The following is a 14971-nucleotide window of genomic DNA, read 5'->3' as shown; positions in this document are numbered from 1 at the left end:
TCGTATCAGGGTCGCGGCGGGCTTCGACCGCCAGTCGGGTCGCTCGCTCCCGAAGCTCTGCTGGGTACTTCCGTGGTGCTGCCATGAGGGGATCCTTCCAGGATGTCAGGCTTCCCCTCAATCAAACCCGGGACGATTCAGAAGGCCGCACCAAACACAAGGGACACAACCAGCCACACCCAGTTCGACTGCGCCACCGAAAACGCCACCCCAGCCACCACGCACACCAGCCCGACCGTCCACACAGCGCGACCGTTCAACCTCACCGAAACACCCCTCACACGCCAATTAACCAATCAACAGAAGGGGCCTGGCACCACCATCCGGCAGTACCAGGCCCCACGCACCCAACCGAAGAGTCAGGAATCCTTCAGGCCATCAACAGCGCCCTTCACGGAATCCTTCGCGTCCTCAGCCTTGCCCTTCACACCGCCAGCAACCTGCTGCGACTTCCCCTCAGCTTCCTTCGAGGAATCACCAGTCACCTTCCCGACGGTCTCCTTGGCCTTGCCAACAACCTTGTCCTTCATCTCATCGAAACTCATGACAGCTCCTTGACTAGTGCGGACCCTGCGGCCGGACGGCCCCAGGTCCAACCAACCTACCCATTTTCGACCACCCACACCACCAGTAAAGGGAACACCATTGGCTAGAAACAGGGCCTCCGCGAAAGCCGCCGGCGCACGCATGGAACGCATGGTCGCCGACTACCTGGCTGCCGAGCTCAACAACGAGCACATCGACCGGCAAGTCAAGACCGGCGCGGCTGACCGCGGGGACGTCCGAGGCGTCACCATCGCAGGCCACAAACTCGCCATCGAATGCAAGGACGTCCACACCCTCGCACTCCCCGCCTGGACGAGGGAAGCCCAAGCGGAGGCCGCCAACCTTGGTGCCGTGGCTGGTGTCGTCGTCCACAAACGCCGCGGCACCCAAAACCCCGGCGACCAATGGGTGAGCATGACACTCGCCGACCTCGCCAAGATCATCAGGAGCACCAATGCCTAGGCCCGCAGAACTGCGCATCACAGGTTTGAGAATCCACCTCGGAAGGCGCGCAGTCGTCGACGTCGGATCGCCTTCCACCTCCCGTGCCGCCACTGATCCAGACCGACCTGGCCGAACGTCACGCGTGACCCGCGGACAATTGGCCGTCTCGTGCGAAGCTCAGTCCATTGGATACTGGCTGTTGTTCCGATGGGTCCATCTGGAGATGTACTACGAAATCGAATCCTGATCGGATCATCGCCTGCTCGGAGAATCTTCGACTCTCGGCGGGTAGTGATCGCCCGACCCTCGTGAACAACTTCGACGCGTGGGTGGTGTAGCGCCAGGTCGCCAACAGCCGTGAACACGGCGGTAGCCCTGTCGCCCTCCACCTTGAAGTCAATCTCCGCTACCGATGGTGCTCTCCCCCACCACCATTGGGCCACGGAAACGACAACCCCGGCCACGCCCGCGACCGCCGCAACAGCAGAGAACACCAACACCCACCAGTCCATGGCCCTCAACCTACCGCCCACTAGACTGACCACCATCACCCGTACCGCCCGAAGGAACCACCTATGCGCCGCCACGTCATCGCTCCTGCCCTCCTACTCGCCGCCGGACTCTCACTGGTTGGGTGTGCTGGTGGCGGGGGTGATGAGAAGCCTGCCAAGGAAGCCGCCACGCCCACCATCACTTGCGAGTCATCCACCGGGGAGGCGAAGACTGTGCAATCACTCGAAGCCGCGTGGGAACTGTCAGACGACCAGCGCTTCCACTGCACCACGGAGCTGCCCGAGTCTTTTGAACCTGCCGACTCCGACAAGGCCGCAATGGTGGCACTCGGAGAATCAGAAGATGACCTGGACACCATTGGCAACCTGTACAGCCTGTGTGCCATGTACAACTTCAACAATGACCCGGGAGAAGACCTCTCAGGTGATGACAGAGACCTTCTCAACGCTTATGCGGAAGCATGCCCCGATCAGCCTGAGATCGAAAGCGTGACAGCTGCGATCTCGAAACAGGATGCCGAAGCGGAGAAGAAGGCCAAGGCCAAGGAGAAGGCTGAGGCCAAGCAGCGAGCACTCGAAGACAAAGCCATCGAAACGGCCTACGGCGAGCAGGACGATGAGGACTACGACGACTACGGTCTGTACGACAGCCCCGAAGAGGAACGTACTAGCCGCATCGAACTCCTCTCAGACATGTGCAAAGAATCGATGCTGGGATACGAGGAGCAAGAAGAGTTCAGTGAATCGCAAGTAGATGAGGTGTCGGGTGCGCTAGTTCTGTGCCCAGACCACAAGGATGCGAGCAAGGTGAAGAAACTGATTAAGACCTCGCGTGCGATTCAAGAACAGCGCGACAATGGCACGCGCTTTACTGATGGCACCTACCGGGTGGGCGACGACATCCAGCCCGGGACATATGTAGTCCAGGTAGACGAAGACGAAACAGCCTTCAGCGGGTGCTACTGGGAGCGCACTGACGCCAACGGCAACATCATCGACAACAACTTCATCAACTCAGGGTTCAGGGCGCAGGCTATCGTCGGCGCCAGCGACTATTCGTTCTCGTCAAACGAGTGCGGGGAGTGGGTTAAGCAGTAACCCCCCCCTCGCGAGGCCCGTCACCACACGGTGGCGGGCCTTTCGTTTGCCCCGGCACGTGCTGTCTACGCACGCTGCGTGCTTTCTGGTTGCACAAAGGAGGAGCGGGCGATAGTCTGTGTCTACAACGCACGTCTCGTTGTTGCTACACACGAAGGAACCACCCATGATCACTGCTGACCCGGCCCAGGACTCCCGCACGGGGATCTACGACGACGGCCTTGAACCCTGCACCCAGTGCGAACAACGGTTCGACCCGGCGGACATGTGCGACACCCCCGCCAACGAGGACCTGTGCAAGGGCTGCGCCGAGCAGGAAATGACCTGCTCCGACTGCGGCAACTCCAGCCCAGCCGACGAAGTCGAGCCCTTCTGGGGCATCTGCGACGGCTGCCGCGACTACTACGCCCACCCCTGAAAAGGAACCACCACCATGAGCATCACCGCCACGACCCCGTCCCGCATGGACCGGTACACCGACAACCCCACCCTCCACCAGACCGGCACCTACTACGTCCAGGCCGCGCAGTACGCCCACGACGACTCCCTCAACTACTTGGCGAAGAAAGCCCTCCCCGACGTGGAAGACCACCTCGCCGAGTTCTACGCCACCACGGTCGACGAGCCCTGGCACAACATGATCGCCGACGAGCTCACCATGGCCGCCCACGACGCCGAAACCCTCCGCACCCTCGCCAACGTCACCAACCATGCTGAGGTTCGCCGCACCCTCGACGGCATCGGCGGGTACCTGACCACCGCAGCCCGTATCGCAGACCGGGCAGGAGTCGCACTGTGAACACGCAACGCACCCTCCGCACCGACCTTGCCCGTGTCGCCAACTGGTTCGGCAACCGTGCATGGCCGCTCGGTGTCCTCGTCCTCGCCGCATTCATCCTCATCGGGACCATCGAGGTGGCCGCATGAACCCGCTGACCGTCACGGTCGCCGCCCTGGGACTGGCCACGGTCCCCGCACTCATCGGGTACGGCGTCATGATCCTCGCCGACAAGGTGCATCCCAGAGTGAGGATCCGGCCATGAGTGAAGCCTCCTACGACGAACTTGTGGAGGCGAACGGGCGCATGTCCCGCATGCTCATGAACTACGCCGAACGCCTCGAAGCGCAGAAGCGTGTTCTTCTCGCCATCGGCTGGGAGGAAGGCCTCGAAGCCGGGCGACGCGACGCCACCCACGCCGACAACCCCTACCGAGGAGATGAACTGTGACCGTCACCGCCGACCAGTTGAACGCGGGACACGCGGGCAGCCACGCGACCATCGAATGCGACTCCTTCGGCGCGTCCGGGGTCATTCGCTCCGTGTTCGCCAACTGGTTCTCCAAGACCGTCGTCATCCACCTGTACGCGGACGGATGCACCGCCACCGTACAAGTCCCCCACAACGCCGACGTGAAGCTCGACAGCGACGCCACCTCCGGGATCTGGCTCGACGGGGAAGAGGTCGCATCATGACCACCTGCACGAACACCCAAGCCTGCCAGCAGGAGACCGCACCAGGCATGTACCTGTGCCGGGACTGCGTACGCTGCCTGTCGCGCCTGATCGGTGAGGCGGAGACGCTACTCACCCTGGCGCCGGATGTGATCGCGAAGCAGGGCTGCAACCGGTCCGCCGGCGGATCCACGGCGGCCGTGTCGTCAGCCCCGATCAACCTGGATGCGCTCACGTGGCGGGACGCACTCGCCCGCGTGCTCCGGGTGAACCACCTCGACGACCAACGCCAAGACCCCGACCGACGCGCCTGGCAGGCCGCCCGCAGCGGCAACGCCGGGTACGTCATCGCCGACCTGCAGGACAAGGTGTGGCGACTCCGGCGCCTGGTCGACCTCCCCGTGGAGCGGCGCAGGCTGGCCGCGTGCGGCGTCGAAGGCTGCGCCGGTTCCTACCTGTACGTGCAAGGCGCCACCGTGGCCACCTGCCAGGCGTGCAAGGCAACCATGGACGTCCGTGAGTACCGGGAATGGCAGCTCACCCAAGCGACAGGGACGCCCCTGCCGCTCGCGAAGCTCTGCCGTGTCCTCGCGAAGGCCGGGGTCGGCGTGAAACCCGCAACCGCACGCAAGTGGGTGCAGCGCGGCCGCCTAGAACCAGACAGCGTGGACGGCAAGGGCAGGGCCTTGTATACGGCGAATCAAGTCCTCAACCTTGCAGCGGTACCCGCATGACGTGGCCGGTCTGCGAGGCATGCTGGCCCGTATACGAGTCTTGGTCCGCGCCAAGACCGGAGGCTGGCGACTGGTTTGACAGGGGATGGATGGACACGTGCCGGAAGACCGACGTCATCGTGTCCGTGGAAGCCAAGCGTGGCCGCATCGAGTCCTACCTGACCACACGCCGGGAAACCCTTGACCGGATCCTCACCCGATGCCAGCAAGAACACCAGCAACACGCCGGGTAAAAGACTTGCGCAAGCATACTTGTGTCACATATTCTGTCCTCAGAATGGTCGCAGTGTCTCCGGATACGGCGGCCATCACTGTGTGGCCGGGTCGAGCGCACGGGTGAACTTGGTGGTTCCTTCCCGCGCTCCCCGGCCACACCCATACGTGACGCACCCCAACTCAAACCTTCCCCTTTGGCCGAGTACGTCACCGCCGGTCACGGTCCGCCGACACAACTCCCGGACCGTGGCCGGCCACCAAACCATCCGCACCCAGGCGGTGCGGCCCCCACGACCGGCCAGGAGTCGGCATGCCACGCACATACTCCGAGGAGGAGAAACAGCAGGCCCTCGACGCTTTCAAGAAGCACGGCGCCAAGAAGGCCGCCAAAGAGGTCGGGATCCCCGAGCAGAACATCCGCCGCTGGGCGAAGAACGCAGGCATCGAATCCGACGCACTCGACACCATGGCCAACGCCAACGAGACACGCCGCGTCACCCTCGAACACTCCCGCCTTCTCATCGAAACCCAGTCCGCCTCCCTCGCGACGAAACTCCTCGCAGAGATGCACCGGCGAATCGACGAAGAACCCGAGAAGATCCGCGACCAGGACCTCAACAGCATGTACGGGACCTCAGTGGACAAGGGCCTCGCGATGGCCCGCCTCACCGACGACCGAGGCGCAACCGCAGCGAAGTCCATGCTCGACCGCATCGCAGAACAAATCGGCGTCCCCAACGAATAGAGGAGGTGGCCGTGACCGCTCTCGCTGACGCCGTCACAGCCGTCTCCCCCAAACAGCTCGACTTCCTCCGCAACTCCTCCGCCCGCGTCAACATGACCGACGGAGCCATCCGTGCAGGCAAAACCGTCATCGCCCTCACCCGCTGGCTGTTCTTCACAGCACGGGCCCCACGAGGCGGCGAACTCGTCATGGTCGGCCGCACCCGCGACTCCGTGTGGCGCAACTGCATCGGACCCTTGCAAGACCCAGACCTGTTCGGCGACCTCGCAAACCAAGTCAAAGGCAACCACGGCGCACCCACCGTCACCATCCTCGGCCGACGCATCCACGTCCTCGGCGCATCCGACGCCAAAGCGGAGAAAGTCATCCGAGGCATGACCGTCGCCGGCGCCTTCGTCGACGAAGTCACAGTCATCCCCGAAGAGTTCTTCACCCAGCTGCTCGGCCGCATGTCCGTGGCCGGTGCGAAACTGTTCGGGTCCACCAACCCAGACTCCCCAGCCCACTGGCTGAAGACGAAGTTCCTGGACCGTATCGACGAACTCCCCGACTGGCGTCACTGGCACTTCACCATCGACGACAACCCCTCACTGACCGACGAGTACAAGGACTCCATCAAAGCGGAGTTCACCGGCATGTGGTACCGCCGGTTCATCGCCGGGGAATGGGTGGCCGCCGAAGGTGCAATCTTCCCAATGTGGGACCCCGACACGCACGTGGTCGACCCCGACGACCTGCCACCCATGCAGGATGTCCTCGCCGTCGGCCTGGACTACGGAACGCAGAACGCCACAGCCGCGCTCATGCTCGGCCTCGGCGTGGACGGGATCCTGTACTTCCTCGACGAGTGGACGTACTCAGGCAGGGACACCCGCCGGCCACTCACGGACTCCATGCTCGCCGACCGGCTCGAAGCATGGATGGACGGGCTACGCGCCCAATACCAGCGGCCCCGCATGATCCTTGTGGACCCGTCAGCCGCGTCCTTCCGCACGGAGCTGATGGCCCGCGGCACACCCACCACCGAGGCCGACAACTCGGTCCTGTACGGGATCCGCACCATGGCCTCACTGCTCGGCATGGGAAGGCTCAAGGTCGCGTCCACGTGCACGAACCTGATCCGTGAGATGCCCTCGTATTCGTGGGATGACAAGGCGGCTGAGAAGGGCGAAGACAAGCCCGTGAAGGTCGCCGACCATTCCATTGACGCAGCCCGCTATTGCTGCGTCACCACCGAAACTTTCTGGTCCAACCGTGTGAGGAGATGACATGCCGTTGCCTGAGGCCTCCATGGTGTGGCCGCCTGAGAAGTTCGCTGACCTGTACTCGACCGTCCGTGTCAACGACGCCTGGTATTCCGGGAACGTTGATGTGTTGGCGGATGAGTACCGGAACCAGGATCGAATCCTCAACCGTCCTGCTCAGCTAGCGGGCGGCCTGGTGGGCGCTGCGGCCCGGATGTTCTGGGGCAAACCGACCGTGCAGGGTGAGGCTCGCACGAAGCTTCACGTCCCGGTGGCATCTGACTTGGCGACCACGTCCGCTGACCTGTTGTTCTCGGAGGCCCCGCGGATCTTGTTCCCGGATAGTGTGCCGAAGCAGGTGCGGTCACGGGTAGACGAGATCGTGAACACCCCGGCGATGCACTCCACTCTGCTGGAAGCATCAGAGGTTGCTGCCGCGCTGACTGGCGTGTTCCTCCGCCAAGTGTGGGACACGGACTTCGAGGATCACGTCATGGTGGACGTGGTGCACCCGGACAAGGCCGTCCCCGAGTGGCGTTGGGGTCGCCTGGCAGCGGTCACGTTCTGGACCGTGTTGGACGATGACGGGAAGCGCACGGTCCGGCACCTGGAACGCCACGAACCCGGCAGGATCCTCCACGGCCTCTACGTCGGTGAGACCGGCCAGTTAGGCCGACCCGTCCCGCTGACCGACCACCCGGCCACCGAGTACCTTGCCGACCTTGTCGACATGGAGGGTGGCCTGGACACGGGTGTGGACACACTCACTGCCGCGTACATCCCGAACATCAAGCCGTCTCGGCGTTGGCGGACGAACCTCGACCTCGCCCCGTATGGGCGCTCCGACTTCGAAGGCATCGAACCGCTCTTCGACGCACTCGACGAGGTTTACTCGGCATGGATGCGTGACATCAAGCTGGCGAAGGCCCGCCTCATCGTCCCGGACGGCCTCCTCGACTCGGCAGGCCGCGGGCAGGGTATGACGTTCGACGAGGACCGGGAGATCTTCACCGGCGCACCCATGGGCGGAAAGATGGCCGACGCTGGGATCATCGCCCAGCAGTTCGACATCCGTGTGGAGGAGCACAAGGCCACCGCCATGGAATTGTTGCGTGCGATCCTCCGTGCTGCCGGGTACTCCCTGTCGACGTTCGGTGACGACCCCATGGCCGTGTCCACGACGGCGACTGAGGTGAAGGCCCGTGAGCGCATGTCCGAGCGGACGCGGGATAAGAAGTCCCGCTACTGGGCCAGTGCGTTGGCGCCGTTCATCCGCACCCTGGTGAACGTGGACGCGACCGTGTTCGGCGGGCAGCAGGTCACCGAACTCCCCGAGGTGAAGTTCCAGGAGACCACACAGAAGGACCCCTTGGATTTGGCGCAGACCGCGAACCAGCTCCGGGCAGCGCAGGCCGCCTCAACGGAAACGCTGGTGCGGATGCAGCACCCGAACTGGGACCGCGACACCGTCAACGCCGAGATCGACCGCATCCACGCGGAGACCGGCATGGACGTCATCGACCCGACCACGCTGGGCCGCGTCGATACCCCCGAACCGGTAGATGAGCCGGACGAGGCGAAGGACATCAAGGCGCGTGCTGACGCGATGGGTGTCCTCATCCGATCCGGCGTGACCCCGGAGGCTGCGGCGAAGCGGGCGGGCCTGACCGGTGTGAAGTTCACAGGTGAGCGTCCGGTGACGCTGAGGCCGAAGGGCGAATAACCGTGAGGTGGTGGTGTTCTCGTGAAGTGGACGCCACCACCCACGACCCCGTTGGACGAGGTACTCGAGCAGATCACCCGTGACCTGGTCGCCGTGTTCGCGCTGGCGGAGGAGGACGTCCTCAAGGCCGTCGCGCTCGAGGCGAAGGCTGGCCTGTTCCCCGACGAGCTGACGCCAGCCGAGTTGGGACGCCTGCGCCGGCACGTGCAGGACATTGCCGACCGTGTCGCGACCGCGTCCCCGGAGCTCATTCAGCAGATCGTCGACAAGGCGGCCGAGGCGGGCATGGGTGTCGCGCTCACCCAGTTGGGCGCCCTGCCTGGGCTGCCTGGCCCGTTCCGGCGGGTCGGGCACGCGCAGGCCGTCATGGACGTCATCGGTGACCTGACCAACAGCATGGACGACGTCACCCGTCGCCTGCTGCGCTTCCCTGACGACCTCTACCGGCGGGCCATCGCCCAATCCACCACCCGCAACCTGTTGGTGGGGACGGGCCAGCAGCCCGCACAAGCAGCCGCGTGGCGGGCCCTCGTCCGCGACGGCGTCACCGGGTTCACCGACAAGGCGGGCCGACGCTGGAACCTCGCCACCTACACCGAGATGGCGTCCCGCACCGCAACGATCCGGGCGTACCGGGCGCAGAACGAACACACCATGCAAGCCAACGGCATCAACATGGTTCGCGTGGTCGGCGGCAACGACATGTGCCACCTCTGCGGACCCTGGGCCAACCGGACACTCTCCCTCGACGGAACACCCGCCGGTGACTACCCGATGCTGTCCGCCGTGGAAGACCGCATGGTCACCATGCACGTCGCCGGGACCATCGACCAAGCCCGAGATCAAGGCTGGGGACACCCGAACTGCAGGTGCACCACAGTCTGCGTCCTCCCCGGCGTGGAGCCCGCCATCCAAGGCCCCACCTACTCGCCGGACATGGAGCAGGAACGCGACCGTCTCCGCGCACTCGAACGCCGCGTGAGACGCCTCAAGCGTGAGGACCTCCTCGACAACGACCCCACCATCCGCAAGCGCATCGCCCAAACACAGGAGCAGATCCGCGAACACGTCGAAGCGACCGGCCTGAAACGCCAGCGCCGCCGCGAACAACTCAACCTCGGCCACCAACGCCGCTAGACGCGGCCCAACACCCAGGAGGTAACCCACCATGGCCACCACCCCGAAGATCGCCCACCACCTCGAGCAGCCTGCCTACATGCGCCACCCCGCCATGTCCTGGGCCCGCTACGTCGAAGGCCCTGGCGGAGCACCCGCCACGCCTGGCGCTGAAGGTGGTGACAGTGGTGATGGGACTCCGGCCCCGACAGGCGAGCAGCCCCCGGCGGACCCGGCCGGGCAGGCGCCGGCCACGCCCGAGGCCTCCACTGAACCCCCGTCCGCGCAGAAGGTGGAGGATCTGCCCGACTGGGCGCAGACCCTCGTGAAGGACCTCCGCGCCGAGAACGCCTCCGCCCGCACCAACGCCAAGGCCACGGCAGCGCAGGAGGCCCGCGACGCACTCACCCAGGAACTCGGCAAGGCACTCGGCCTAGTCAAGGACGACGCCGGCGCCCCCAGCGTGGAGGACCTCACCAACCAGGTCGCCACCGCGCAGGCCGCCTCCCGGCAGGCCGCCATCGAACTCGCCGTGTACCGCGGCGCAACCCAGCACGACGGAGACCCCGCCGCGCTCCTCGACTCCCGTGCCTTCCTGGCGAAGGTCACGGACCTCGACCCCTCTGCGAAGGACTTCGCCGACCAGATCGGTGAAGCCATCAAGAAGCAGGTCGACACCAACCCCAAGCTCAAGGTGAGCGGCCCGGCGCCCTCCCGCAGTGGTGGGGAACTCGGCGGAAAGCACGAACACCAGCCGGGGCAGTCCCCCGCTGAACTCGCAGCACTCATCCGCAAGACCCGCAACAACTACTGAGAAGGAGGGCCCATCATGGCTCACCAGTTCCTCAAGCCCGAGGTGATCGGCAACGCCGCCCTCGGCCTCATCAAGGACGAGGTTATCCTCCCCAACCTGGTCTACCGCGACGCGGAGACCCACTACCAGGGCCAGGTCGGCCCCCGCGGCGACACCGTCCAGATCCCCATCCGCGGATCCCTCGGCGACGCCCGCGAGCTCGCATGGCGCGACGCCTCCCGCCAGATCGTCACCGACGAAATCAAGGACGGCACCGTCTCCATCAAGCTCGACACCTACCTGTACAAGGCTGTCGGCCTGCTCCGTGAAGAGCAGACCCTCGACATCGCCGACTACGGTGCACAGGTCCTCTCCCCGATGACCAACTCCGTCGCCTACGGTGCTGAGAAGCGCATCGCCGCCGCCATCGAGGGTGCCCCCTACGTGGAGTCCATCGATCTGGTCGACGCCGAGCGTGGCACCTACAACGCCCTGGTGGACGCACGCAAGTTCCTCCGCAAGCACGGCGTCCCCCGCGACGGCCTCGTCGCCATCGCCGGTACTGAGGCTGTGGCCCGTGCGTTGAAGGATCCGACGCTGATCGACGCGAACCGTTCCGGCTCCGACTCGACGCTGCGTGAGGCCGCCATCGGCCGCATCGCCGGGTTCGACCTGTTCGAGTCCGACGTCATCGACGACGACTCCATCTACCTGTTCCACCCGACCGCGTTCCCGACCGTGTTCCGCGCCCCGGCACCGGCCCGCTCGGTCCCGTTCTCCGCGTCCGTGTCTGGTGGCGGCATCGCCATGTCCTACTGGGAGTCCCTGAACTCCCAGAACGACTCCGACCGCGCCTTCCTCGGCACGTTCTTCGGCGTGAACACGTACTCCGACCCGGTGGACGGCACCGACCCCACCGGGGACAAGGAGTTCGTGCGTGCGGTCCGCATCCAGGGCCCCAACGCTGAGGAGCCCCCGGCGGGGGAATGACAGACCTGGTCAGGGACACGTTCTGACGTGACCTTGGCCAGGCTGCTCCAACCATACGGAGGTGAGCATGCTGACCTACGCTGAACCGTCCGACCTGCCCGAGGGCCTGCAGACGGTGAATGGTGTGGACGCCCTACTGGGTGCCGCGTCGTTGATCGTGGACATGCTGGTTCGCGGTGCTGTGTACGACACGGACGATGATGGCCGGCCAACGGACACCCACCTGGTTCAGGTGTTCCGGGATGCCACGGTCATGCAGGTGGTGTGGGCTGACGAGACCGGTGGTGGCGCTTCTGGTGCTGCCCCGTCGCAGTTGGGTTCCCTCAAGTTCGACGCAACCACGGACGCGGATGGTGAGTCGGTGCCGCCTGGCGTGGCACCTGACGCTTACCGCCTCCTCCGTGTCGAGGGGCTAATCCACTCACGCGTGAGGGTGCCCTGATGCCCCCGCGGATCCCTTCCCGCCTCCTCCCCCACACTGTCGTCGTGCGGCCCTTCCTTGGTGCTGGGCCGTACGGCGACGTGTGGGGGCAGGCGGAGACCGTGAAGCGGGCGTTGGTGGAAGACAAGACGCAGGTGGTCCGGGATGCCGGGGCACGCGAAGTCACCTCCTCCACCACCGTGTACCTGGAACCACGGGAACTCCCTGCAGGCTCCGAGGTGACCGTGTGGCCGGGCACCCAGTGGGAGAAGAAACGGAAGGCCCTGGCGGTCTCCCACTTCGACCACCCTGGCGGCCTGTCCCACATGGTCGCCTACCTCGAATAGGAGGCGGCTATGGCGCTGACATGGAACGGGCCGAAAGTCACGCAGGCCGTGACAGCGGCGTCCATCCAAGGTCTCAATCAGGCCGCCGAATACGTGCGATCCCAAACGGTCCCACGCACCCCGCTCAGGGACGGCGACCTACGGAACAGCCTGACCGTCTCCGAAGCCACCACAGGCGACCCGGTGGCCGCCGTGTTCACGAACCTCCCCTACGCCATCCGGCAGCACGAGGAACTCGGGTACACGCACCGCGACGGGCAAGCGAAGTACCTCGAGGTGGCCGCCAACCAGGCACGGGAGAAGGTCTCTCAGATCGTGTCCACTGCCGTCAGGAGGGCCACCCAATGACCGTCACACCCCCTGCAGCCGAGTCCATGACCCTCGACCTTGTCGGCGGGTTCATCGGCCTCATGGTCCGGGCAGGCATCGGCACCTGGGACGACACCGGCAACGGCCTCTACAAGGCCGGGGACATGGGCATCGTCATCGGGACCATGCCGCAAACACCCGCCGACCTCATCAGTGTCACCCCCTACGTCGCGCAGGTCGACGTGGAACCCGACGTGGACGTGAGAGCCATACAGGTCCGCATCCGCACCGGGTCACGCGACCCCCGCCCAGCAATCGGCATCGTGGACAGGCTCCACGACACCCTCAACGGGCTCGGCCCAGTCACCCTCGGCGGCTGGAACGTCCCACTCATCTGGCGAAACAGCCTGATGGACCTCGGCCTCGACACCTCCGACAGGTACGAGATCACCGACAACTACTACCTCTACGTAGACAAGGAGCCACACCATGGCTGACGCACTTGCTTCCAAGCTGGCCCGACGGTTCGCCGTCGAGGTCAAGCCCTCCGGCGCCGAAGATACCGCATGGGTCCGCGTCAAGGGCATCAACTCCCTGACCCCCAACCTCGAGCAGAACTTCGAGGACTCCACCGACTTCGACAACGACGGCTGGACCTCGTCCGAGAAGACCTCGCAGGGCTGGTCCCTGGCCCTGGGTCTCATCGAGAAGGTCGGGCAGACCGACCGCATCCAGGATCCCGGACAGCGGATCCTCGAGCAGACCCAGGACAAGTTCGGCGGCGAAGGCTTCGTCGACGTGCGCTGGGGCGAGCGTGAAGGCGACGTCGCCTACACCGGCAACGCTGCCGTGCAGTGGGAGCCGCAGGGTGGCGGCGTAACCGACCTGTCCTCCGTGAACGTGACTCTGACCGGCAACGGCAAGCGCCTCCCCCTGTCTCCGAACCCGTTCGACACGGGCGACTCCGGCGACGGCGAGAACGCTGGCGGCGGCTCGGGGGAATGACGGACCGCGTCCTCGCCACCATCTGAGTGGCGGGGACGCGGCTGCCCCGCAACCACGCACGAACTGACTGAAAGGAGTCCGTCATGGCATGGACTACCCCGCTTCCCAAGGACGCCGTCCTCGGCGACACCGGGCACCCTGACCTGCACAACCAGGTCAAGGCAAATATCGAAGAGCTGCGCACCGCGGTGGATGCGATCCCGGCCCCGACTGCCGCGCCGACCGCTGACACCCTCAGTGGTGCGACCGCTGTCGGCAAGTCGGTGTTGAAGGCTGCCAATGCCGGTGATGCCCGTACCGCGATCGGTGCTGGCACGTCGAACCTGGCGTTGGGGACCACCGCGTCGACCGCGATGGCTGGCAACACGTCGATCCCGTCGATCCCTGCGGCTCTGTCCGCTGCGGATGCTCAGGCTGGCACGGCGACCGCTGGCCGACTCATCACCGCAAAGGTTTTGGCCGACGAGATCGACCGTCGCGTCGCCGCAGCCATCGCCGCCATCCCCGCAGGCTAACCCGCCTGCCAACTGACCGGCCCCGTGGCCTGTGCCCTGGTGGGTGCACAGGCCACGGGGCCAACCCAACCCACCACCACAAAGGAGCGCCATCATGGCCTTCAACGCATACCAGGCCTTCCAAGGCCCCATCGAACTCCCCATCGGCGGCAAGACGTACACGCTGCCGTCCGTGTCCGCGGCCGTGGGTGTCCGCGTCACCCTCATCGCCGAACGATCCTCCGAAGTTCTCACCATCGCCGCACGCAACGAGGAAGCCCGCGCCAAGGCCGCAGCCAACGGCGAACCAGAACCAGAGCTCGAGGAAGTCCCCGACTTCGAGATTGAGGGAGTCGACAAAATCGAAGACCTCAACAAGGAGTTGCTCGGCCCCGTCTACGACAAGATGGTCGCAGACGGCGTCTCCTACGATGCACTCTTCATGGCCGGCCAAGTCGCAACCCACGACTTCCTGTACGGGCGCGCCGCAGCCGAGGCGTACTGGAACTCCGGTGGCGACCCAAAAGCAGTAGCGGAGACGCTCCCAGCGGCGAACGTTTTCAGTCAGAGTACGGGCGCGGAGAATACGACCCCGACACAGGCCTCTACGAGTGGTACGAAGCCCCGACCGAAGAAGTCGAACAGCTAAACGGCTCCCATCCCACGATCACGTACACGCAGATCGTGGATGAGTGGCGGCTCCTTGAAGGCGCCTTCACCGCCACATTTGGTCTGGTGCTTGAGGACGAGTTCCCTCGCCGCTCCTGGCGGTGGTTCACCAC

Annotated in this window: 23 protein-coding genes; 22 read left to right on the top strand and 1 reads right to left on the bottom strand. The window is 65.2% G+C overall.

The window, feature by feature from the left end; genetic code table 11:
• Positions 1-359: 359 nt before the first annotated feature.
• On the bottom strand, positions 360-545 hold the full coding sequence (locus Q0A15_RS13405; RefSeq protein ID WP_291280030.1) for a CsbD family protein: 186 nt from the start codon (positions 543-545) through the stop codon (positions 360-362).
• Between the two features lie 151 nt (positions 546-696).
• Between Q0A15_RS13405 and Q0A15_RS13400 the strand changes: the two genes are divergently transcribed.
• The 22 genes from Q0A15_RS13400 to Q0A15_RS13295 all read left to right on the top strand — a co-directional run bounded on the left by Q0A15_RS13400 (position 697) and on the right by Q0A15_RS13295 (position 14838).
• On the top strand, positions 697-1008 hold the full coding sequence (locus tag Q0A15_RS13400) for a hypothetical protein (protein ID WP_291280029.1): 312 nt from the start codon (positions 697-699) through the stop codon (positions 1006-1008).
• Between the two features lie 557 nt (positions 1009-1565).
• The gene (locus Q0A15_RS13395; protein ID WP_291280028.1) at positions 1566-2600 is read left to right on the top strand and encodes a hypothetical protein; all 1035 of its coding nucleotides are present in this window, start codon (positions 1566-1568) and stop codon (positions 2598-2600) included.
• A 166-nt stretch (positions 2601-2766) separates the two neighbouring features.
• Positions 2767-3018 (top strand): hypothetical protein, encoded by a 252-nt coding sequence (locus Q0A15_RS13390; protein ID WP_291280027.1) that lies wholly within the window; start codon positions 2767-2769, stop codon positions 3016-3018.
• A gap of 15 nt (positions 3019-3033) precedes the next feature.
• Positions 3034-3399, top strand: a complete 366-nt coding sequence (locus Q0A15_RS13385) for a hypothetical protein (RefSeq protein WP_291280026.1) — start codon at positions 3034-3036, stop codon at positions 3397-3399.
• Entirely contained in the window at positions 3396-3527 is a 132-nt protein-coding gene (locus tag Q0A15_RS13380) for a hypothetical protein (protein ID WP_291280025.1), read from the top strand. The genes Q0A15_RS13385 and Q0A15_RS13380 overlap by 4 nt, the downstream gene beginning before the upstream one ends.
• A 112-nt stretch (positions 3528-3639) precedes the next feature.
• Entirely contained in the window at positions 3640-3828 is a 189-nt protein-coding gene (locus Q0A15_RS13375; RefSeq protein ID WP_291280024.1) for a hypothetical protein, read from the top strand.
• Positions 3825-4073, top strand: a complete 249-nt coding sequence (locus Q0A15_RS13370) for a hypothetical protein (protein WP_291280023.1) — start codon at positions 3825-3827, stop codon at positions 4071-4073. Before Q0A15_RS13375 ends, Q0A15_RS13370 begins: the two co-directional genes overlap by 4 nt.
• Positions 4070-4786 carry a hypothetical protein gene (locus Q0A15_RS13365; protein WP_291280022.1) on the top strand — a complete coding sequence of 239 codons (717 nt, stop codon included), beginning with the start codon at positions 4070-4072 and terminating at the stop codon, positions 4784-4786. The genes Q0A15_RS13370 and Q0A15_RS13365 overlap by 4 nt, the downstream gene beginning before the upstream one ends.
• An 89-nt stretch (positions 4787-4875) precedes the next feature.
• Entirely contained in the window at positions 4876-5019 is a 144-nt protein-coding gene (locus tag Q0A15_RS13360; protein ID WP_291280021.1) for a hypothetical protein, read from the top strand.
• A 293-nt stretch (positions 5020-5312) separates the two neighbouring features.
• Entirely contained in the window at positions 5313-5747 is a 435-nt protein-coding gene (locus Q0A15_RS13355; protein ID WP_291280020.1) for a hypothetical protein, read from the top strand.
• A gap of 11 nt (positions 5748-5758) precedes the next feature.
• Positions 5759-7015, top strand: coding sequence for a PBSX family phage terminase large subunit (locus tag Q0A15_RS13350; RefSeq protein WP_291280019.1), 1257 nt, complete (start codon positions 5759-5761; stop codon positions 7013-7015).
• 1 nt (position 7016) lies between these two features.
• Positions 7017-8714, top strand: a complete 1698-nt coding sequence (locus Q0A15_RS13345; protein ID WP_291280018.1) for a phage portal protein — start codon at positions 7017-7019, stop codon at positions 8712-8714.
• A gap of 21 nt (positions 8715-8735) precedes the next feature.
• Complete coding sequence (locus tag Q0A15_RS13340; protein WP_291280017.1) at positions 8736-9851, top strand: phage minor capsid protein; 1116 nt, start codon at positions 8736-8738, stop codon at positions 9849-9851.
• A 31-nt stretch (positions 9852-9882) separates the two neighbouring features.
• A complete protein-coding gene (locus Q0A15_RS13335) occupies positions 9883-10644 on the top strand; it encodes a hypothetical protein (protein WP_291280016.1) in 762 nt (253 codons plus the stop codon).
• Between the two features lie 15 nt (positions 10645-10659).
• The gene (locus tag Q0A15_RS13330) at positions 10660-11613 is read left to right on the top strand and encodes a P22 phage major capsid protein family protein (RefSeq protein ID WP_291280015.1); all 954 of its coding nucleotides are present in this window, start codon (positions 10660-10662) and stop codon (positions 11611-11613) included.
• 67 nt (positions 11614-11680) lie between these two features.
• A complete protein-coding gene (locus tag Q0A15_RS13325) occupies positions 11681-12055 on the top strand; it encodes a hypothetical protein (protein ID WP_291280014.1) in 375 nt (124 codons plus the stop codon).
• Positions 12055-12381 carry a hypothetical protein gene (locus Q0A15_RS13320; protein ID WP_291280013.1) on the top strand — a complete coding sequence of 109 codons (327 nt, stop codon included), beginning with the start codon at positions 12055-12057 and terminating at the stop codon, positions 12379-12381. Before Q0A15_RS13325 ends, Q0A15_RS13320 begins: the two co-directional genes overlap by 1 nt.
• Positions 12382-12390: 9 nt before the next feature.
• Positions 12391-12729, top strand: coding sequence for an HK97 gp10 family phage protein (locus tag Q0A15_RS13315; RefSeq protein ID WP_291280012.1), 339 nt, complete (start codon positions 12391-12393; stop codon positions 12727-12729).
• Positions 12726-13187, top strand: a complete 462-nt coding sequence (locus tag Q0A15_RS13310) for a minor capsid protein (RefSeq protein WP_291280011.1) — start codon at positions 12726-12728, stop codon at positions 13185-13187. Before Q0A15_RS13315 ends, Q0A15_RS13310 begins: the two co-directional genes overlap by 4 nt.
• Complete coding sequence (locus tag Q0A15_RS13305; RefSeq protein ID WP_291280010.1) at positions 13180-13695, top strand: hypothetical protein; 516 nt, start codon at positions 13180-13182, stop codon at positions 13693-13695. Before Q0A15_RS13310 ends, Q0A15_RS13305 begins: the two co-directional genes overlap by 8 nt.
• An 83-nt stretch (positions 13696-13778) precedes the next feature.
• Entirely contained in the window at positions 13779-14210 is a 432-nt protein-coding gene (locus tag Q0A15_RS13300) for a hypothetical protein (protein ID WP_291280009.1), read from the top strand.
• A gap of 94 nt (positions 14211-14304) precedes the next feature.
• A complete protein-coding gene (locus Q0A15_RS13295; protein WP_291280008.1) occupies positions 14305-14838 on the top strand; it encodes a hypothetical protein in 534 nt (177 codons plus the stop codon).
• Positions 14839-14971 lie beyond the last annotated feature (133 nt).

It is taken from the genome of Galactobacter sp., from assembly GCF_022712295.1.
Taxonomy (GTDB): domain Bacteria; phylum Actinomycetota; class Actinomycetes; order Actinomycetales; family Micrococcaceae; genus Galactobacter.
This window is presented reverse-complemented; position numbering and strand designations above follow the sequence as displayed.